This window comes from Desulfonatronovibrio magnus (genome assembly GCF_000934755.1).
GTDB lineage: Bacteria > Desulfobacterota > Desulfovibrionia > Desulfovibrionales > Desulfonatronovibrionaceae > Desulfonatronovibrio > Desulfonatronovibrio magnus.
Window position 1 is genome coordinate 37,387 of record NZ_JYNP01000016.1, and the last position, 19,772, is coordinate 57,158.

The 19,772-nt window shown below is 45.1% G+C and carries 15 protein-coding genes; 5 read left to right on the top strand and 10 right to left on the bottom strand.

Annotation, left to right across the window (positions count from 1 at the left end; all coding sequences use genetic code 11):
• Window positions 1-73 precede the first annotated feature (73 nt).
• Window positions 74-2,095, bottom strand: a complete 2,022-nt coding sequence (locus LZ23_RS01865; protein WP_045211102.1) for a CoB--CoM heterodisulfide reductase iron-sulfur subunit A family protein — start codon at window positions 2,093-2,095, stop codon at window positions 74-76.
• A gap of 275 nt (window positions 2,096-2,370) precedes the next feature.
• Here LZ23_RS01865 and LZ23_RS01870 point away from each other — a divergent pair, with 275 nt between their 5' ends.
• Complete coding sequence (locus LZ23_RS01870) at window positions 2,371-3,681, top strand: BPG-independent phosphoglycerate mutase family protein (RefSeq protein WP_045211104.1); 1,311 nt, start codon at window positions 2,371-2,373, stop codon at window positions 3,679-3,681.
• Here LZ23_RS01870 and LZ23_RS25640 read toward each other — a convergent pair.
• The 4 genes from LZ23_RS25640 to trxA form a co-directional block, all read right to left on the bottom strand.
• On the bottom strand, window positions 3,658-4,041 hold the full coding sequence (locus LZ23_RS25640; RefSeq protein WP_045211106.1) for a Fic family protein: 384 nt from the start codon (window positions 4,039-4,041) through the stop codon (window positions 3,658-3,660). The genes LZ23_RS01870 and LZ23_RS25640 overlap by 24 nt on opposite strands.
• Before the next feature lie 66 nt (window positions 4,042-4,107).
• Window positions 4,108-4,845 (bottom strand): outer membrane protein assembly factor BamD, encoded by a 738-nt coding sequence (gene bamD / locus LZ23_RS01880; protein ID WP_052507032.1) that lies wholly within the window; start codon window positions 4,843-4,845, stop codon window positions 4,108-4,110.
• 665 nt (window positions 4,846-5,510) lie between these two features.
• The gene (gene trxB, locus LZ23_RS01885) at window positions 5,511-6,431 is read right to left on the bottom strand and encodes a thioredoxin-disulfide reductase (protein WP_045211108.1); all 921 of its coding nucleotides are present in this window, start codon (window positions 6,429-6,431) and stop codon (window positions 5,511-5,513) included.
• 3 nt (window positions 6,432-6,434) lie between these two features.
• Entirely contained in the window at window positions 6,435-6,755 is a 321-nt protein-coding gene (gene trxA / locus LZ23_RS01890) for a thioredoxin (protein ID WP_045211109.1), read from the bottom strand.
• 1,088 nt (window positions 6,756-7,843) lie between these two features.
• Between trxA and greA the strand changes: the two genes are divergently transcribed.
• Window positions 7,844-8,338, top strand: coding sequence for a transcription elongation factor GreA (gene greA / locus LZ23_RS01895; protein WP_045211111.1), 495 nt, complete (start codon window positions 7,844-7,846; stop codon window positions 8,336-8,338).
• Window positions 8,339-8,412: 74 nt separating this feature from the next.
• Here the strand turns inward: greA and LZ23_RS01900 are convergent, their stop codons facing one another.
• Window positions 8,413-9,411 carry a DUF362 domain-containing protein gene (locus LZ23_RS01900; protein WP_045211112.1) on the bottom strand — a complete coding sequence of 333 codons (999 nt, stop codon included), beginning with the start codon at window positions 9,409-9,411 and terminating at the stop codon, window positions 8,413-8,415.
• A 426-nt stretch (window positions 9,412-9,837) separates the two neighbouring features.
• Between LZ23_RS01900 and LZ23_RS01905 the strand changes: the two genes are divergently transcribed.
• The 3 genes from LZ23_RS01905 (at window position 9,838) to LZ23_RS01915 (ending at window position 13,355) form a co-directional block, all read left to right on the top strand.
• Window positions 9,838-11,184, top strand: coding sequence for a glutamine synthetase family protein (locus LZ23_RS01905; protein WP_045211114.1), 1,347 nt, complete (start codon window positions 9,838-9,840; stop codon window positions 11,182-11,184).
• 145 nt (window positions 11,185-11,329) lie between these two features.
• A complete protein-coding gene (locus LZ23_RS22125; RefSeq protein ID WP_052507033.1) occupies window positions 11,330-11,983 on the top strand; it encodes a 3D domain-containing protein in 654 nt (217 codons plus the stop codon).
• A gap of 73 nt (window positions 11,984-12,056) precedes the next feature.
• The gene (locus tag LZ23_RS01915) at window positions 12,057-13,355 is read left to right on the top strand and encodes a biliverdin-producing heme oxygenase (protein WP_045211115.1); all 1,299 of its coding nucleotides are present in this window, start codon (window positions 12,057-12,059) and stop codon (window positions 13,353-13,355) included.
• Between the two features lie 692 nt (window positions 13,356-14,047).
• Here the strand turns inward: LZ23_RS01915 and LZ23_RS01925 are convergent.
• From LZ23_RS01925 to LZ23_RS01950, 4 genes are all read right to left on the bottom strand, one after another.
• On the bottom strand, window positions 14,048-14,608 hold the full coding sequence (locus LZ23_RS01925; RefSeq protein WP_045211119.1) for a chemotaxis protein CheW: 561 nt from the start codon (window positions 14,606-14,608) through the stop codon (window positions 14,048-14,050).
• 195 nt (window positions 14,609-14,803) lie between these two features.
• Window positions 14,804-16,852 (bottom strand): methyl-accepting chemotaxis protein, encoded by a 2,049-nt coding sequence (locus LZ23_RS01930; protein WP_045211121.1) that lies wholly within the window; start codon window positions 16,850-16,852, stop codon window positions 14,804-14,806.
• Window positions 16,853-17,279: 427 nt separating this feature from the next.
• Window positions 17,280-17,666, bottom strand: a complete 387-nt coding sequence (locus tag LZ23_RS01940; RefSeq protein ID WP_045211124.1) for a response regulator — start codon at window positions 17,664-17,666, stop codon at window positions 17,280-17,282.
• A gap of 664 nt (window positions 17,667-18,330) precedes the next feature.
• Window positions 18,331-19,743, bottom strand: a complete 1,413-nt coding sequence (locus LZ23_RS01950; RefSeq protein ID WP_045211128.1) for a sigma-54-dependent transcriptional regulator — start codon at window positions 19,741-19,743, stop codon at window positions 18,331-18,333.
• Window positions 19,744-19,772 lie beyond the last annotated feature (29 nt).

Consider the following 19,772-nt stretch of genomic DNA (forward strand, 5'->3'; position numbering starts at 1 on the left):
GTTTTAAGTGTTAAGAAAAGACAGGTGGTCTGATTTGGCAGACCTGCTGCAACTTATATCCACTTGAAACTTATCAGGCAGTCAGCGCTCTGATCTGAGCGTAGATCTGTTCCTCTTCATATCCGTGTAGAACAATGGCTGCTGAAGGACAGGCAGTGGTGCACACCCCGCAACCCTTACACGCGGTCATGTCGATTTCCGCTCTGGGTTTATCTGCAACGATCCTCAGAGTAATGGCATCATAAGGACACAGGGGCAGACAGATTCCACATCCACTGCATTTTTCGGTATGAACCTCGGATATGATGGGATCAATCCTGACCTTGCCCTGAGCCAGAGGTACTGCAGCAACGGCTGCTGCTCCCTTGGCCTGGGATACAGTGTCTGGAATATCTTTGGGGCCCTGACAGCACCCGGCCAGGAAAAGACCCTGCACTGAGGTTTCCACGGGTCCAAGCTTGGGGTGGAGTTCACGGTAAAAATGAGATCCGCAGAATTGCAGGCCTGTGGCCTGGGCCAGTTTCTTGGCAGTGTCCGGGGCCTCAATGGCTGTAGCCAGGACAACCAGGTCGGATTCGTATTCAATGGGTACAGCTGCTTCCATGTCATAGGCCAGAACCCTGAGCCGGTCTTCAGGCAGAATTTCCAGTCCGCCTACTTTTCCTTTCAAAATGTTGATGCCCATAGAGCGAGCACCGGTATAATATTCATCGTATTCCTTGCCTGCTGCCCGGACATCAATAAAATGCATGTAGATATTGATATCCTTATACTTTTCCTTGATAAGCCTGGCCTGCTTGATCATGTACATGCAGCAGACCCTTGAGCAGTAGGTGTGAAATTTTTCATCTCTTGAGCCCACACAGGAAACAAAAGTAATGGTCTTGGGTTTCTGCTTGTCAGAGGGACGCAGCAGCTTGCCTTCTGAAGGTCCTGTAGCTGAGATGATTCTCTCTAACTGCAGGGCAGTGACCACATTGGGGGAATCAGGAGCCAGCTCTTTGAACCATTTCTTGTCCATGACCTGATAGCCTGTGGCCACGACAATTGTTCCTACCTGGATCTCTTCAATTTCGCCCTGGGGATCTAACTGCTGGCTGCGGTTAATGGCGTCAGCCGGGCAGGCCTCCTGACAGGGTGCAATCATGGGCTTACCTGTTTTCTTGCTGATCTTTGGCTCTTGACCAAACTTATGGCCCTTACAGCTGATACAGCTGGCAGCATCTACAACTGCCTTTTTAGGCACAGCCTGGGGAAAATGAATGTATGCTGCACCCCTTGGGGATAAGCCCTGGTTGAATTCATCCGGGATTTTGCCCTTGGTCTGCTCTAAGCAGACTTCAGCACAGTCCCCGCAGCCGGTACACTTTTTCCAGTCAATATATGACTGCTTATGCCTGACCTTGACTTTAAAATTGCCTACAAAACCTTCCACTTCCTCCACTTCACTGTAGGTCATGAGCTTAATATTGGGATGGTTGCCCACATCAACCATAAGGGGAGTAAGGATACAGGCAGAACAGTCATTGGTGGGAAAAGTCTTGTCCAACTGAGCCATGATTCCGCCTATGGACGGATCTTTTTCCACCAGATAGGTGGTGTAGCCCATGTTGGCCAGTTCAAGGGCTGAGGATATGCCTGCCACTCCACCGCCAATGACCAGGGCAGCCTGGGTCACATCCACATACTTGTCTTCCAGGGGCTTGAGCCTGGAAGCCTTGCCCACAGCACTGGCCAGAAGCTTCATGGCCTTTTCAGTGGCCAGCTCAGGTTCATCAGGGTGAACCCAGCTGCCCTGGTCCCGGATATTGGCCATTTCAAAGAGATACTTGTTCAGCCCGGCAGCTTCCACAGCAGCCCGAAATATGGGCTCGTGGGTTCTGGGCGTGCACGCTGCAACAACCACCCGGTCCACCAGACCTTCCCTGATATCCTGTTTGATGAGTTCCTGTCCGGAATCAGAACACATGAAAAGGTCTTTACGGGCAACCGCTACTTCCGGTAAGGTTTCAGCAAATGCTCGTACAGACTCAATGTCAATGACTCCGGCGATGTTGGTACCGCAATGGCACACATATACGCCTACTTTAGGCATGATCTACCTCCTTGGGCCAAGGGTTGAAATTAACAGGCCGGATGGTTGAACACTTACAACAGAAGTATTCCATCAAGCCTTCAAGACTTACTACGTTTTCCAAAAAATGATGCGCAAATAGCACGTTCAGATCGCTAAGTATGCTATCGACGAGTAAAATAAATGTTGAACGTATATAGATCAAGCAATAGTGATATTTGTGAAATAATGTCCAATACTATTTTTAAATGATTATGGATGAATACTATTGATTATTTCAATAAAGGAAAACTTGAATGAACAGAACTTTTGTGCTGATTTTGTTAGATGGGCTGGGAGACAGGTCATATGCTGAACTTGGAGGCAAGACCCCTTTACAGGCTGCTGAAACCCCTTTTCTGGATGAGCTGGCAGGCATGGGCTGCAATGGTCTGTTTCATGCCTCATTTCAAGGCCAGGCCCTACCCAGTGAAAATGCCCACTTTGCCATGTTTGGATATAAGCCAGACGACTTTCCAGGGCGCGGAGCATTAGAAGCCCTGGGTGCAGGCATTGATTTGGCCATGAATGATGTGGCTGTACTGGCCAACCTGGTCCAGGTGGCTGAAGAAGATGGGTGTTTGAAATTTGTCCGGGAAAAGGTCAAGGCTGATAAATCGTACTTTCAGCAGGCCTTTAAAAGAATTGCCTCATTCAGTTCTGACGTGGTAGAGCTTGAGCTGATCCCGTACAAAGGTTCTTTTGCCATTATAAAATTAACAGGCGTTGTTTCTCCATTCATTACAGATTCAAACCCCATTGTTGAGGGCCGCTTTCTGCTGGAAGTTTTTCCGTGGAAAGAATACAGCAGCCATGAGCCAAGCATCAGGACAGCAAAGATTATGAATCAGTACCTGGCATGGGCCTGGAAAACATTGAGCCGTAATGTACAGTCAGATCCAGATGCAGACAGCAGTGCTGCAGTTCTCAACGGGCTCATCACTCAAAGGGCAGGACAACTCAAAAAAGTGATTCCTTTTCATGAAAAGTTCGGGCTGAATGGGGCATCCATATCTTCCGGTGCTATATACGCCGGGCTGTGCAGCTATCTTGGGATTAAGCATATCAAAGGTCATGAAGATGATGATCCTGGAGAGGAAATCAGGCACAGAATCCACCAGGCTCACGGACTTCTGGACACGCATAACTTTATCCACGTCCATTCCAAAGCCCCGGATGAAGCAGGCCACGCCAAAGATCCTCTGCTCAAAAGACAGGCCATTGAACAGTTAGATAAGGGCCTGGCTGCGTCACTGCCGCAGCTTCTTAAAAGAAAAGATATTGTTCTGGCAGTTACTGCTGATCATTCCACTCCATGCAGAGGTGTAATGGTCCACTCCGGAGAGCCTGTACCCTTATGCATTCTTGGCCCTGGTGTGAGAAAAGACTATGTTAAAAAGTTTGATGAAGTATCAGCAGGAGCAGGAGGCCTGGGCTTTGTGCGCGGACCCGAACTGATGCCTATGGTGCTGAACTACCTGGACAGGGGAAAACTTGTGGGACTCATGGACACCCCTGTTGATCAGCCCTACTGGCCGGGCCGGTCAAAGCCTTTGCGGGTTGATTGATGGTCGTGAATATTTGTGGTCATTTAAGAATGGCTCATAATCATTTTTCGTATGGGCTGTATCCAGGGTCTCGTAATATTCCATCCGCTTTTCCACAGGCAGAACAATCGGTGGGAGCCCGCTTTTCATGAGCTCCAGATTCATCAGCAGCCATGATGTTCTGCCATTGCCGTCCACAAAAGGATGGATTTTCACAAAAACACCATGAACACGGGCAGCCAGTTCACTGGCCTGGGTATAAGGCGCTTGAGTGGTTACATTGACAGCCACCACTACATACAAATCACCTGTACTGGCTGTAAAAAACCTGGGCTCATCCTCGTTCAGGGTACCGGCAAATTCCAGTTTGGCTATACCCACATCACCTTGTTTGCCTCTATAAACATGATAATAACTTCTTAAAATATTGGTCCTATGGCGAGAAGCTTACAACCACCTGAACCAGTCTCTCCATGATCCCTGGTCTTCATGTTTTTTGTTTCTGGATTCTTCTTTTTGAAATTTATAATAGCTGATTTGGGATCTTTGCCTTGCATAATCAATAATTTCAGGAAGGTCTTCAAAGTTCTCCAGAACATATTCATATCTTTGCCAAGCTGCACCATACTTTTTGGATCTCCAGTAAAAGTCAGCCACAAAAAGTTCATGTTCGGCCATGCGCAAACGAGATTGAACAATATAATATGATGAATATTCTGCGTAAGGCGTATCTGGAAATGTTTCTTTAACGCGGTGAAAGTATTCTAAGGCCTCTACCATGTGACCCTGGGGACGGTCTACAGTTCGGAATTTGCTGTAGTTGGCAAGGCCGGTGCGGAATAGGGCGTAAGGAGTAAGCTCGTGCCTGGGATTCATCTCAATGAACTCACGATAGGCATTCACTGCTGCAGTGTAATTACCAGCCTTAAAATACGCATCCCCAAGGGCTACCTCTGCTACAGGAGTATGCGGACTGAAAGGATACCTGTCTTTAAGCTCGGAAAAGTATCTGATAGCCTGTCGATAACGTTCTTCTTCCATGGCTGAGGTGCCAGCTTGAGCAAGTTCCCACGGGGTATCCTCTAAAGGACGCGGACCTCTCTGGAATAATGTACATCCTGTAAGCGAAAGGATGAGTATTGTTATTATTAAACCTTTAAGCAGGTTTTTTGTATAAACTTGCAAGTTAGAAGCGCTCCATTCAGGCAGACAAGGGGCCTGCCCGACAAGTAACTGCCTTGGCAAGTGGAGTCTGCACTCTGCAGACAATTAAAAAACAGGCGCCGAGAAGCCGCCTCCACCTTACAGCTGCTTGTTTGTTATCGGTTATTAATTATTGTCTCAGCCATCAGCTTTCATTAACTAGTATCTGTTCAGCGCTTTTAAGGAAAGCAGGGGACAGGCACTCCGGTACCCACTTGATCATCAATTTGTACTTAAAATGACTCATTTTTGGGACAAGTGGGTCCCGGAAGAGCCAGTCCCCCTCCGGGGTGTATGCCTCCGGGCAGGAAGCCGTGCCACATCCAAAGCGCTAAACAGATACATTAACTGAAAGTTTCAATACATAGAGTCTGATGTGATGCAAAACTTTTTAGTAACTATCCGTTATGTTGCGAGGACAGCCTGTATCCTGACTGGTTTTCTGTTGCTGCAAACTTCCAGCATGTGCCCGTAAGTCAAAACCATTGATTTATTCGAGCAGGCGCGAGCCTGTCTTCATATCCTTGATTTTGACTAACGGGCTCAGCGCTGGTCAAGCAAACAATAATGGCGTAAACCAACCAGGATGCAGGCTTTACGCAAACGTAAAAATTTGGTTAACAATTACACTTTTTGATTATAACAATTCAGCTGTGCTGTTCCAAGTAGGCCCAGGCATTGTAAGCGGCTGTGGCTCCATCTCCTACTGCTGTGGAAACCTGTCTGCAGTGTTTGGAGCGGATATCGCCTGCCGCATAAATTCCAGGAACTGATGTCATCATTTCAGCGTCTGTTGTAATGAAGCCCTGTGAGTCAGTTTCAATTGCAGAAGGAAAAAAACCTCCAGCTGGATCAAGCCCAATAAAGATGAAGGCACCATCAACTTCAAGCAGAGACTCTTGTTCGGTTTGAACATTTTTGAGATTGACTCCGGTCAGATGCTCATTGCCGGTAAAGCTTGTGGCAACAGTATCATATATTACTTGAATTTTGGGATTTTGAAGGACTTTATCCTGGTAGAACTTTGTGCCTCGAAATTTGTCTCTACGATGTATAAGATAAATTTTACTGACTAATTTTGATAAGTACAGTGATTCTTCCAGAGCAGTATCTCCACCGCCTATACAAGCGATTTCCTGCCCTCTGAAAAAGTTCCCGTCACATACAGCACAATAGGATACACCTCTGCCCATGTATTTACGTTCGCCAGGGACACCAAGTTTACGCCATTGAGCACCTGAGCATATGATAAGCGTTTTTGTCAGGACTTCCTGCTCTGACAGGATGACTTTGTGAAGTTCAGAGCCTGTTTCAATCCTTAATGCTTCATCACGAATTTTATCAAAATCAAAAGGGGCAAGGTGGTCTGTAAACTTGTCAATCAATTCATAACCTTTGACTCCATCAGGAAAGCCGGGATAGTTGTCAATGGCTTCTGTTAGCAATACCTGACCGCCAGGAGCAAGTTTTTCCACCCAGCCCATTTTAACCCCGGCTCGCAAAAGATAAAGGGCGGCCGTAATCCCTGCCGGCCCACCCCCAATAATCAAAGCTTCATATTCCTTCATTATTTACAGCGCCTTGTCGTTGATCATCTGCTTCAGGTTGGCCTTGGAGACTGCTCCTGTAACCTGCTCAGCGACTTCTCCGCCCTTGAAAAGAATAAGTGTAGGAATGGCTCGAATACCAAATTTGCCCGGGGTATTAGGGTTTTCATCAACATTCATCTTTAACACCTTGACCTGTCCGGTATATTCCTGTGCAAGTTCTTCCACTACAGGCGCAATAGCTCTGCAGGGACCACACCAGGGGGCCCAAAAATCCACCAGTACTGGCAGGTCGCACTGTAAAACTTCAGCTTCAAAAGTATTGTCTGTTACTTGATTTGCCATCTTTGTCTCCTTTCATTGGGGAAGTTGTGTAACAGTTCAGCCCTTTTGCATGGGGCATAAGAACCAGGTTTCGGGTGCCTGTTGAAAAAAAACAGACTTCTTAAGCATGGATTTTTATTCAGGCAAGGCCCGGAGCCTGATTTTCTTGAAATTGCTAAACTGATACAAAGTTATAAATAACATTTTTTTTTGTTTCTGGGTTTGAATAATATGATATTTGGAAAAACTATGTCAACCCTTGAGCACGTACATTCCTGATGAAAAAGATGTCTAAGCCTGGTGCATATTACGATTAAGAATGTCCTTTATATTTGACACTAACGCGAGCTGTACCCGCAACCCAGTTATCTGTTATTTGTTATCAGGGAAAGGCAGTGAATTCAGGCTTTTTTTCATCAATAATTAACTATTAACTGATAACAGTTTCTTGTTTTATTCTACAAGACTGAAACGGTAAGGTACTAATGGTCAGGTTTAGAGAAATTTTTCCTGATAACAGCTTAGTCATCTGAATACCTCGGACTTGTTCTCCCTGTATTATTTCTGGTACTTGTTTTGCCTCAGTAAAAAGCAGGGACTGGGAAGTTTACTCATGATTTCCTTAAGGAAAGTTGATAAACTGTTACGTTCCGTGTAGTTTGTACCATTTAAGCTGACAAAGCAAGCAAGATTATTGGTTTCGGTTTTTAACTTCAAAACAGCTATGACAAACAACTCAAATTTGCAGTTCAGAAACGCGTATTGTTACTGGGCTCAAACAATTGTTATTGCTTCAGTTGGGCAGGAAGTGCCTGTCCTCTGTTTCCAAAAAAGAAAAATAACTATTAGCTGTTATAAAAAAATGTTAATGCTTCTTTTCTGGTAATAACGTCAAAGTGCCCAATGCCGGGGTTGACCTTTGTTGAATTAATATCATATATAGATTATTTGTTTGCGTGGTTTGATGATTTGATTCCGTAAAAAAGGCCCTGTATCTAAGGGAGACGTCCCTGAACGTTTTTTTCTAAAGTTCAAAACTGACTTAACCGCCAGTTTTGAACTTTTTTTAATTTTTGATGCTGATAAATTCATTAAGATGGAGATTTGATATGAGCAGTATTCCCATATCAGTGGAAGGATTTGCAAGAGTAAAGCAAGAGCTTGAAAAGCTTGAAGCTGAGCGTCCGGAGGTTATCCAGGCCATCAAGGAAGCAAGAGAAGAGGGTGATCTGAAGGAAAATGCAGGTTATGATGCCGCCCGTGAGCGGCAAGGCATGCTGGAGGCTAAGATTTCTTACATAAAATCCAGGATCCCTCAGTTCAATGTTATTGACCTTAACACCATGGATGGCAATAAGGTTTGTTATGGTGCAACGGTTAAGATAGAAAATATTGATACCGGAGAAGTCCGGGAGTACACTTTGCTGGGGCCTGATGAGGTTGACTATGCCCAGGGAGCCATCTCTGTATTTTCACCGGTGGCCAAGGCTTTGCTGGGCAAGGAAGAAGGAGATGAAGCTGTAGTAAACGCCCCCAAAGGCAAAATTGAATATGAAATTTTATCCATTGAGTTTCATGGTCCCGCAGTTGAGCCTGTAGAATAATCGTAACAGTTCAGCCCAATTTAAGGAAGGCAGGGTAAGGTATTTTGGGATCCTCTTGATCATCAACAGATGTTTTAAATATGCCATTTTTTTTGAGGCAATTGGGCCCCTGAAGAGCCGGTCCCCGTGGCACACGTAGAGCCCGGTACAGACCTTATCAATTCCTGAACTTCCAAGGGAGGGCACTTTTCCAAATCGCGCTTGAGACTTAAGCAGCCTCGAGAGCATTTTGTGTTGCACACTCCGCATCCAAGGCACGCGGCTGTGTCAATTACTGCCTTTTTTTGTCTGATGGAGATGGCGTGGAATTGACAGTTTTTTGCACATTTTCCGCAACCCTGGCACTCTTGATGGTTTACCACTGCGGTATAGCCGGAAGAGGCCAGCATGGGAACTCCGTTTCTATGGGCCTGCATCGCACCACAGCAGCAAGAGCAACAATTGCATATGGCATAAAACCGGTCAAGCATGGCGTCCTTAAAAAAAGCATGTTGTACATGACCGCGTTTATGTTCTTCCTCCAGAATTTCTGCAGCTTCTTTTTGAGTTATTTTGCGGGTTTTGTCGGGGTGGTGTTCAAGAATGAATGAAGCAAAAGGCTCTCCAATAATCAGGCATACGTCTAATGGAAGGCATGGGTTATCCCTGCAGGATCTGCATGGACATTGAAGGGCAACAATGTGGTCCGGATTTTTAAGAACAATCTCTCTGGCACGATTGTACGGCACAACCTGCTCCAGATCTCCAAGGTTGATGCTTTTATCAACTTTTACCAGCTTGCCGGCCTGCTGTAAGGTCAATGCCTTGCCGTGATAGCCATGCGCAAAATTGATTTTACCTTGTGTTGTTTCCCTGAATTTTTTTGAAGAATTGCCAAAAACAACCCTCCAGGCTGGTTTTATAAATCTGGTGAGAGGGTGTCTTCCTGTTCCTACGGAGATATATAAAAAAGGCCAGCGAGCATATATGTACCCATGCAGCCTTTTCATAAAAGAGTATTGTGGGTCACTTACCTTTTCAGTGAAAAAAGCTCTGGCAGATGGTTTGAAGAAGCTCAATAAAAAATTTTTCATATACGGAACTTTTTGCTTGTTTTGTAATAGTTTAGCACTTTGAATGTGGCTTGGCTTCCTGCCCGGAGGCATACAACCCGGAGGGGGATTGGCTATTCCGGGATCTAATTGCCTTAAAAATGAGACATTTAAAACATTGGCTGATGCTCAAGTTAACCCAAAGTGCCTGTATTTGTTTCATATTTGAGTGATGTTGCTTGTATGTAAGTGTACAGCATAATAAGTTTTCCGACAGGTTGCAACTCCGGCCATGGGGGCCAGCTAAGGGTGTACTTGTAAGTGTTCAGGTTTCATGCTACATTTTTGTGTTGATTTTGAGAGTTGGATGTTGTGATGTTATACGTTCGCACGCTTTTCCAGAAAGCAATACAAAAATGTCGATATGCTCTTGGTGCAAACCCTCGGCAAGATAAAAGGAGTTAAAAAATGAGTGATCCAGTGGTTTTCAGTTGTCGCAATGCAGATGATGTGACAAAAGCGGTTAAAGATTTTAACGTTAGTTTTGTCCAGTTCTGGTTTGTGGACGTATTAGGTACTCTGAAGAGTTTTCAGGTTACTCCCAGCGAACTGGAGGAGGCCTTTGAAGAGGGTATGGGTTTTGATGGTTCCTCCATTGAAGGTTTTGCAAGAATTCATGAAAGTGACATGGTGGCATTTCCAGACCCTGCAACCTTTCAGCTTGTATCCTGGCGACCTATGGATCGACCTGTGGCCAGGATGTTCTGTGATATTAAAAATCCTGACGGCAGTCCGTATGAAGGAGACAGCAGATACGTTCTGAAAAGGATGCTGAGTAAGGCGGCTCAAGAGGGGTATAGTTTTTATGTAGGACCTGAGCTTGAGTTTTTTCTTTTTGAAAGTTCTCATGAACCCAAAACACTTGATTTTGGGGGATACTTTGACGCGCCTCCTCTGGATCTTGCAAATGATATTCGAAGAGATATTATCAACGGACTTACAAGCATGGGAATAGTCGTTGAATACAGTCATCACGAAGTTGCTCCGAGTCAGCATGAGATTGACCTTAGATATCAGGAAGCTCTTAAAATGGCGGACACAGCAGTCACCTACAGGGTAATTGCCAAAGAGGTGGCCAGACGTCACGGCTGTTACGCCAGTTTTATGCCCAAACCGTTGTTTGGAGAGAATGGCAGTGGCATGCATGTTCATCAGTCATTATTTAAAAATGGGCGTAATGTCTTTTATGACCATTCAGCTTCTGACTCTCTGAGTAAGGAATGCAGGCACTATATAGCTGGTCTTTTGAAGCATGCCAATGAAATTACAGCTGTGTGCAACCAATGGGTAAATTCTTACAAGAGGCTGGTTCCAGGTTATGAAGCTCCAGTATATGTGGCCTGGGCCAGGCGCAACCGAACTTCACTGGTCAGGGTGCCCATGTACAAGCCAGGCAAGGAGACTGCTACCCGTATTGAAATGCGCTCACCAGATCCAGCATGCAATCCGTATCTGGCTTTTGCCTGTATGCTGGCAGCCGGGCTAAAGGGTATGAAAGAAAAATATGCTTTGCCGGATGCAGTGGAAGCTGATATTTTTGAAATGAATGAGCAGGAACGTAAAAAACATGGCATTCCAAGCTTGCCCGGAAGTCTGTTTGAGGCAGTGGAAGTGCTGGAATCCAGTTCTGTGGTCAGGGAGGCTCTGGGTGATCATATTTTCCGAAACTTTATTGCTAACAAAAAGATTGAATGGGATAGTTACCGTACTCAGGTTACTGAATATGAAATAAAAAAATACTTACCTGTACTGTAATAATTGAGCAAAACATAAACTTTTACCACCCGGGACAGGCTCCTTTGCCCTTCCCGGGTGGGCAATTTTTAACCTTTTGAAAGAAAGATGGAGCCAGGTCCACGGCTAACTACAGTGGGCTGATACGCGACCTTAAGGTGAGAGAATGGCAAGCGAATCGTATTTTATTATTAAAAATGGTATAGCTGTAAAGCGAAACAGATTTGACTCCTTAATCAAGATACTCATGATTTTTATGGTGCTTTTTGGGTCTGGTATATATGCAGTCTATTCAGTAAAATTAAAACAGTATCAAGAGAAATTTCAGATTAAGGCGGAAAGAAAGCTTATTTTGCAGGCTCAGAATGAAAAGCTGGCTAATGAAGTGCTGGCATTGAAGATATTAAGTGAGTACCAAAAAGTTCAAAACAGCTGGGTTATTGATTTGACAGCATACACTGCCAGACCTGAAGAAACCAATAATGATCCAGAAAACACCGCTATTATGCAGGCCCCAAGACCTGATTATACCATGGCCGTTTCTCCTGACCTGCAGTTCTTACTTGGTAAGCGTGTTTATATTAGAGGCTACGGAGTTCGATTGGTGAATGATATTATGAATGCCAGGTATTCAAAGCGGGGCGACCTCCTTGTTTCTTCTGTTCAAAAGGCCAGAGAAATAGGGGTCAACAAAAATGTTGAAATGGTGCTGATTGAGCCTGAACTTGTATTTAACGATTTGATGGAAGACTTTCCTCAACTGGCAAATGCAAGAAGCATCAGGGATTTGGCTGACAGGACTTCAAGCCAGTCAAAATGAATGGGTAAATGACAGCTCAGCCATTTTGTCAGGCTTGGCAGTACGCTGACATAACATTTAACCAGGAGACTTCATGCAAAATATTTCAGTTACGGATATATTGAGAAAGTCTACAAAAGATATCCATAAGTCTATTGAGTCAACTCCATTTGCTCAGGCAGTATTGAAAAAAGAGCTGACCTTAGAGACGTATCTGGGATATATTCGGGCTCTGGCGATAATTCATGCAGCATTAGAAGGTTGCCTGAACAATTGTCATGATTCCAGAATAGTGAAGATCTGGTCGAGTGAAATGCAAAGGTCGTCCCTGCTTAATGACGATAATGACTACTTCAGGTGGAAACTGATCCCTGACTCTCTAAGCGCGGTTGAGTCAGCTCTGGAGGCTGCTGCTCACATCAGGAAGGTGGCTGGTGAAACTCCCATAGCGCTGGCAGGAGCAATTTATGTGCTGATGGGGTCCACCAAGGGAGCTGTTATTATGTTGCCATTAATAAAAAAAGCCTTGAGCTTAGATTTAAGCAGCGGTCTTTCCTATTTATCCATCCATGGCGGGCAAGGGCCTGAACACTGGGAATCTGCAGCCAGAGTCATGAACGAATTAATAACAAATCCACAGGAGATTGAGGTTGTTGACAATACAGCCAAGTTTATATTCAGGCAACTGCACTTGTCATTCAAAGCCCTTTTGCCATTGCAGGACGGTGAAAAGAAGTATCATGCAACGACATTTAATCCTGAGTCTGGTACTCATCCTGTGCCTCAGAATAAGCAGGATCTTGTGGCGGTGCTCAGGGCCTCTGATAATTGTCTGTCAGAATATCCTTACTTTGTATATCGTTATGGGAAAAGAGGCAGACGCTACACTGACGCGGATGGCGCCTGGCTGGTTACTCTTGCCGATCTCAAGTCCGAGACACTTCATTCCCAGATCGACTGGCTGGGAGGTGTATTGTCAAACCGGGGAATGCCCCGGGTACTGATGGCCAGACATCTGGAGATTTTAGTTACAGAGTTATTATTTATCAGTGCAGGAGACGACCCACGCATTATGGCATTGGCCTCTGCAGCTGAAAATATAAGGAATGACTTAGAAAGACATTTTCCAGGGCATATCCGTAAGTTTAGAGCACTAAATCTGGAAAAGGAACTGGGACGCAGTAATGACTTCAGCTGCTTTGAGGCCCTGGATCTTATTTCATCGGCAGTGGTTGATGAAACAGATGGGGTGAATAAGTCTATTGAAAGCCTTGTTTCATGGCTGGCAGATGCGAATCGCTTTTCCCAACAATGGGTTTTGATGATAAAAAAAGAAGTAGAGTACTTAAAAAGATTAATGGCAAATGGGACTGGCTCTTTTACCGCCGGATAGTCAGGCTTACAAGTAACTGGAGTCGTTTTGCCAATAAAATCAGACGGTTACAGTTTTCACATTTTTATGATTTTTGCTTATGATTCATGCACATTTGCCAGCAAAGTTCCGTCAAAGATGGGAACTTTGTGCCTGGCACAGCTTCCTGCCCGGAGGCTTACAGCCCGGAGGGGGACTGTCCCTCGCTGTGTAAATTTTATCATTTAAGCAAATTTCTTCCAGGAACCAATGCAGCATCAATCTGTTTTATAGTACCTTGCGGGGACTGTCCCAATTTTCAGATATGGAACTGTTCTTTAATGTGGTGGCGGCTTCCAGCCGCCTGGAATTACATAGCCTGCAGGATGCAGGCTCCACCTTAAAAACAGTTACTCACAAGTTCGGTCCCGGTCCGCCCGGGTGAAAGGCTTCTAAGTAACTTCAAAAAAACTGGACCCCGGATCCGTCATCCCGGACTCGATCCGGGACCGGGGTGACGGTTAAAGCAAACTATTACTTTTTGCCGTCATTCCGGCGAAGGCCGGAATCCAGTTTTTTTCTTGTTCCCAGGCTCCAGCCTGGGAGCACCTCTTTTTTTGGGGCTCCAGCCACATTCCTCAGCCTGCAGCCTTACTTCTGTAGATTACTCAATGTCGCTCCATATTTTATAATCTTTTTCCTCCAGATTGGGTTGCGGGCAAGGCCCGCATAAGTTACGCAGCGGTTTCCGTTTCAGTTTGTTGAGGGTTTTCCTGCGCTTGTGTCTGGTCTTGGTCAGTGTGAGCATCACCAACGTCCTGTACGATGTTCAGCTCTTCAGTTGAAAAGACCTTATTTACATCCAGGATGATGATAAATCGCTCGTCCTGTTTACCCATACCTTGAATAAACTCAATATTGATTTGTGTTCCTATCTTTGGAGGTGGTTCAATATTCTGTTTATCTATCTCAAAAACTTCCTGTACCGAATCAGCCAGCGCACCCATGATTGTTGACTCGCCATCAAACTTAACCTCTGTTATTATGATGCAGGTATTTACAGTACGCTCGGTTTTGGGCAGTCCGAACTTCAGCCTCAAATCAGCCACAGGTACAGCCCGTCCTCGAAGATTGATTATGCCTAAAAGAAACTCCGGCGTCCTGGGTACTTTGGTTACAGGAGTGTAATCAAGAATTTCCCAGACATTGGCAATGTCTATGGCATAAAGTTCCTTTGCCAGCGTAAAAGTCAGATATTGATTGGCAGCAATTGCCTTGTCTTGTTTTTCAGCCATAATGACTCCTGTCTCAGAGTTATATTAACTCTTCAGCAACACTTTGCGTTTATCACTTTTCATCCACAATAAAGTTCCAGCCATCATATGGTTTTAAGCTAAGTGATGCTGTAGTGTTAAAAAGTTAAGCATATTTTTACTCAGTTTTCAGGAGTCATGGGGCGAATTAGGTGCCCCATGACCCTGTGACTGGAATCAGAATTTTTCAAAATCCTTGTCAATGTCGTCAGAGCCCATGTCCAGAGCAAAACGTCCATCCTTTTTACCTTTGCTTTCGTTTATAGCTCTTTTTTGAGATTGTCCGGTTTTTTCTTTTTTAACGGTGACCTTGCGCATTCTTGGGCCGCTGAATCCGGCGTCATCTCCGACTTTGAAGAAGGCCATGGTAGCCTGAAGCTGTTCAGCCTGGCTGGAAAGCTCTTCAGCAGTGGAGGACATTTCTTCGGCAGCAGAAGCATTCTGCTGAATGACCTGGTCTAATTGCTGCACAGCCTGATTAATTTGCTCAACGCCTGAATTCTGCTCACGACTGGCTGCGGCAATTTCCTGAATCAGTTCAGCGGTTTTCTGGATGTCTGGCACTATTTTCTTAAGCATCTCTCCAGCTTTTTCAGCTACATCCACACTTGAGCCTGACAGCTCGATAATTTCAGCGGCAGCTGTCTGACTTCTTTCTGCCAGCTTTCTAACTTCAGATGCCACCACAGCAAATCCTTTGCCTGCCTCTCCAGCCCGGGCAGCTTCAATGGCTGCGTTCAGGGCCAGGAGATTGGTCTGCCTGGCAATTTCTTCAATTATTGATATTTTGTCAGCTATCTGTTTCATGGCATCAACTGCCTGAAAAACCACCTTGCCGCCTTCTTCAGCGTCTTTGGCTGCCTGGATAGCTATTTTCTCTGTTTGAGCAGCGTTATCGGTATTTTGTTTGATGTTGGCCGCCATTTGTTCCATGCTGGACGATACTTCTTCTACCGAAGCTGCCTGTTCTGTAGCCCCCTGGGACATTTCCTCAGAAGAGGCGGAAAGTTCCTCACTACCCGCTGCTACATTTTCAGAGGCTGACTTAACCTCCACAACAACATCTTTGAGTTTGTCGCGCATGCGTTGCATGGATGAGGCCAGGATACCAATTTCATCCTTCTGGACTACATCTAATTGAGCAGTCAGGTTTCCGTCAGCCATATCCTTTGAAAAGCTCACTCCCTTGGCAACTGGAGAAGTGATGGCCTTTGTCAGTACAACACCGAGAATTAAGGCCAGGATGACTCCAATGGCCATACCTGCCAGGGCGATTACCTGGGCCTGTGCTGCATCAGTCTGTGCTTCTTCTACTGCTACGGCAGCACCTTCTACATTAATCTCCAGGACCTGGTTAAGAAAACGTAAAGCTTCAGCCTGACGTTCCCGTACTTCAACCATGGCCATTTCTGTCATATTGTCAAACAGGTTTTCAGCCTCCTGAGCTACAGCGAGGAGTTCATCAAACCTGGCAAAAGTCTGTTCGGCCATGGGCAGAGTTACATCCTCCAGGACCTGATTGGCTGAATCGATATTGTCGGCCTGTACATAGTTTCTGATTTCGGCAATGGAGTGGTGAAAAGGATCATGAGAAGCAGGCATTTGACGCAGGATTTCAAGAAGCCTTGGGTTTTCAGTGCGGAAAGTAGCCAGCCATCTGCCGAAATTGCACGCAGCAGGATCGGTTCCGCCATCAAAGCGTTCGCCTCTCGTTATCAAGCCGTATACATCACCCATAAGGGCATGGTGGTCAGCTCTGAACTGTTCAAAGTTTCCGCGCAACTGGGCTGGATTGTCAATGCCAAGGCGCGTAAGCTGTCTTGACCTTTCAACAAATTCATCATTAACTCTTCGCCACTCATCAAGAGCAGCAACAGCCTGTCGCCACAAAGCTCTCTCCTCGGAAGTAGCAGGCAAGGCCTCAAACTGTTCCCGAAGAGTCGCAATGTCAGATCTCAGCCTGGTCAGAATGCCCTGCTGTCTTTCCATTTCTGTCTGTCCAAGACCGGGAACGAGCAGAGTTCTCTGGGCTACACGAAGGGACTCATAGTCTTTTTCAATTTCCATGAGTAATTGTACGCTGGGCAGGTTAACTGTTCCCACATATTCAATATGTCCTGAGAGGCTGTTTGCTCCCCGCCACCCGAAAAAACCTACAATAAGCACGATTAGGGCGACAATAACAAATCCGCCCAATAGCTTTACTCCCAATTTAATGTTCTTCATCTGCTTACCTCCTGTTGCTTTTAAAAAATGTATCAGATTATCAATTTAAATAGCGACAATTAGTCAGTTGCTCGTAAACTTCTCACCCGTGCGGTCTGAGACCGAACCTGCGAGTAACTTTAGGATACTGTCACTTCTCTGGAAATTGGGACAGTCCCCGCAAGGTACTATAAAACAGATTGATGCTGCATTGGTTCCTGGAAGAAATTTGCTTAAATGATAAAATTTACACAGCGAGGGACAGTCCCCCTCCGGGCTGTAAGCCTCCGGGCAGGAAGCTGTGCCAGGCACAAAGTTCCCATCTTTGACGGAACTTTGCTGGCAAATGTGCATGAATCATAAGCAAAAATCGTAAAAATATGAAAATTATAACCATCTGATTTTGCATCCAATTTGGTTTTAGTTGCTCGTAAGGCCGAAGGTGTCATCAGTAATTTTCTGAAAGTACATAGTTAACTTGATTAATTAATACCTCTGCACTGAATGGTTTGTTTAGAATCTGGCTGTATCCCATTTTCTTGATCCTGTTAGTAGTTTCTCTGTCACCATATCCAGTGATGACCAGGACCTTTATTTCATTATTATGTCTGGAAAGTCTTTCAAGAAGTTCAATACCGCCCATGCCCGGCATCCTCAGATCAGTGACAATAAGCGCGACATTTTTGTTCTGCTCTTGCAGAGTTGACAGTTTTTCAAGCGCCTCAATGCCATCTCCTGCCTCAATGATATTGAAGCCCTGAGCCTTGAGAATCAGACTCATGGAGAAACGAAAATCAGACTCATCGTCTATTATGAGGATTGTTTTGGTACTCATGTGTCATTTTTAGCACTAAATGTGCCAGGCTGCTTGAGGTATGCATGCATGACAGGAATTACAATATGAATAAGGGGTTATGAGATGGTAGAAAAAAATATTGTCTGGTCAGCAAGATTGATGAGTGTCAATTAAAATTGACGTGTTTGAATTTGCAGTTCCGGTTAGTGCTTGAGAAAACAGGACTTGAAAGAAAAGTTTACGTGTCTAAGGGATGTCAATAAAGATTGACGTTGCATAGAATTTGCTTGATGTGGATGCTTGCTTAGAAGTTCCTCACCCGGGCGGACCGGGATCGAACCTGCGGGTAACTGTCTTTAAAGTGGAGCCTGCATCCTGCAGGCAATTTAATTCCAGGCGGCTGGAAGCTGCCTCCGCATTGAAGAACAGTCCCATATTTTCGAAATTGGGACAGTCCCCGCGAGGTACTATAAAAAAGATTGATTCTGCATTGATTCCTGGAAGAAATTTGCTTTGATGAAAAAATCTACACAGCGAGGGACAGTCCCCCTCCGGGCTGTAAGCCTCCGGGCAGGAAGCTGTGCCAGGCGTAAAACTCTCATCTTTGACGGAACTTTTCAGGCAAATGTGCATCAATCATAAGCAAAAATCGTGAAAATGTGAAAACTGTAATCATCTGATTTTTTTTGCAAAACGATTGAAGTTACTTGTAATCGTTGTATTTTTTAAGGCGCTGATTCAGGGCCTGCCTTGAAATACCCAGCATTCTGGCTGCTTGAGATTGATTGCCCTCTGATCTGATCATGGCCTGTTTCACGAGTTTGATTGTTGCCTGTTCTATGGAGGGCAATGGGTCTGGATAGTCCCAGTCCGAGTTGCTGCTTGACTCTTGGGCAGGAGTTGAGCATTTAAAATTTTTTTTACGCAAATGACTCAGGCTGTTTTCAAGAGATTCAAGGCCTCCTCTGGCCATGGCACCGAAAATCATGGAGCGCAGCTCACGTATGTTTCCAGGATAATCATATGCTTTCAAAAGCTCAAGCAAAGTAGGACTCAAGGGATCCATGCTGATCTTTAGATCCTGGCAAGCGGCTTGATGGAAAAATTTTGCGAGAAATAGAATGTCGCTTTTACGATTCCTTAGTGGTGGCAGATGGATATGGTAGGTATTGATTCTGTAAAAGAGATCATCCCGAAAATCGCCTTTTTTTACACTATCCTCCAGTTCCTTGTTGGTTGCGGCAACAATCCTGGCCATTGCTTTTTTGGGATTGTCAGATCCAAGAGGGTAGTAAGATTTGTCCTGTATAAGGTTTAGAAGCTTCACCTGGGAAGGGGGGGGCAGATCTCCAATTTCATCCAGAAAGAGCGTACCGCCTCCTGCCTGCTCAACCAGACCTTTTCTTGATTCCTTTGCGTCTGTAAATGCTCCCCTGATATGTCCGAAAAGAGTGTCAGCAAAAACATTGTCATCCAATCCTGCTGCATTGAGGCTGATAAAAGAGCCTGTTCTATTGCTGGCCTTGTGCAGAGCCCTGGCCATAAGATCCTTGCCTGTACCGGTTTCTCCGGTGATGAGAACCGGGTCTGAAGCAGGCGCGATAACTTCAATATAGCTGAAAAGAGATTTCATCTTTGAGTCAGACGTAATGATATCGGCAAAATGATCAGGGTTTTCCAGATCTCCGGTCAATAATTTGTTTTTAAGAAGCAGATTCTGCCTTACAATTACAGAGTGATGCAGGGCTCTGCGAACTGTAGTGGTGAGCCTATGAGAATCAACCGGTTTGGTCAGGTAATCGAAAGCGCCTTTTTTCATACACCTGACAGCAGTATCTGTTTCATTGACCCCGGTGATGACTATTACTTGTACTTCAGGGCATTGCCGGCTTATCTGCTCTAAGATTTCTTCACCTGAAACTTCCGGCATGAAAAGGTCAAGAAGCAGAATTCTACACTGCAGTCCAGGCAATAAGTTAAGAATGTCCTGACCATGATTAAACACATGAATGTCTTCAAAGCCATGTGAACGAAGAGTGATAAACAGGCTGTCCAGGAGGCTTTTCTCATCGTCTAAAATGTATATCGTCTGATTTGAGTTAGTGTTTATGTACATAGCTGAAAATTATTGGTTCAACCCTGTTT

Coding starts and splice junctions, on each gene's coding strand:
- LZ23_RS22125 (WP_052507033.1), top strand. CDS start 11,330: ATGGCAAGCGAATCGTATTTTATTATTAAAAATGGTATAGCTGTAAAG.
- LZ23_RS01940 (WP_045211124.1), bottom strand. CDS start 17,666: ATGAGTACCAAAACAATCCTCATAATAGACGATGAGTCTGATTTTCGT.
- greA (WP_045211111.1), top strand. CDS start 7,844: ATGAGCAGTATTCCCATATCAGTGGAAGGATTTGCAAGAGTAAAGCAA.
- LZ23_RS01900 (WP_045211112.1), bottom strand. CDS start 9,411: ATGAAAAATTTTTTATTGAGCTTCTTCAAACCATCTGCCAGAGCTTTT.
- LZ23_RS01925 (WP_045211119.1), bottom strand. CDS start 14,608: ATGGCTGAAAAACAAGACAAGGCAATTGCTGCCAATCAATATCTGACT.
- LZ23_RS01865 (WP_045211102.1), bottom strand. CDS start 2,095: ATGCCTAAAGTAGGCGTATATGTGTGCCATTGCGGTACCAACATCGCC.
- trxB (WP_045211108.1), bottom strand. CDS start 6,431: ATGAAGGAATATGAAGCTTTGATTATTGGGGGTGGGCCGGCAGGGATT.
- LZ23_RS01915 (WP_045211115.1), top strand. CDS start 12,057: ATGCAAAATATTTCAGTTACGGATATATTGAGAAAGTCTACAAAAGAT.
- LZ23_RS01930 (WP_045211121.1), bottom strand. CDS start 16,852: ATGAAGAACATTAAATTGGGAGTAAAGCTATTGGGCGGATTTGTTATT.
- trxA (WP_045211109.1), bottom strand. CDS start 6,755: ATGGCAAATCAAGTAACAGACAATACTTTTGAAGCTGAAGTTTTACAG.
- LZ23_RS01950 (WP_045211128.1), bottom strand. CDS start 19,743: ATGTACATAAACACTAACTCAAATCAGACGATATACATTTTAGACGAT.
- LZ23_RS01905 (WP_045211114.1), top strand. CDS start 9,838: ATGAGTGATCCAGTGGTTTTCAGTTGTCGCAATGCAGATGATGTGACA.
- LZ23_RS01870 (WP_045211104.1), top strand. CDS start 2,371: ATGAACAGAACTTTTGTGCTGATTTTGTTAGATGGGCTGGGAGACAGG.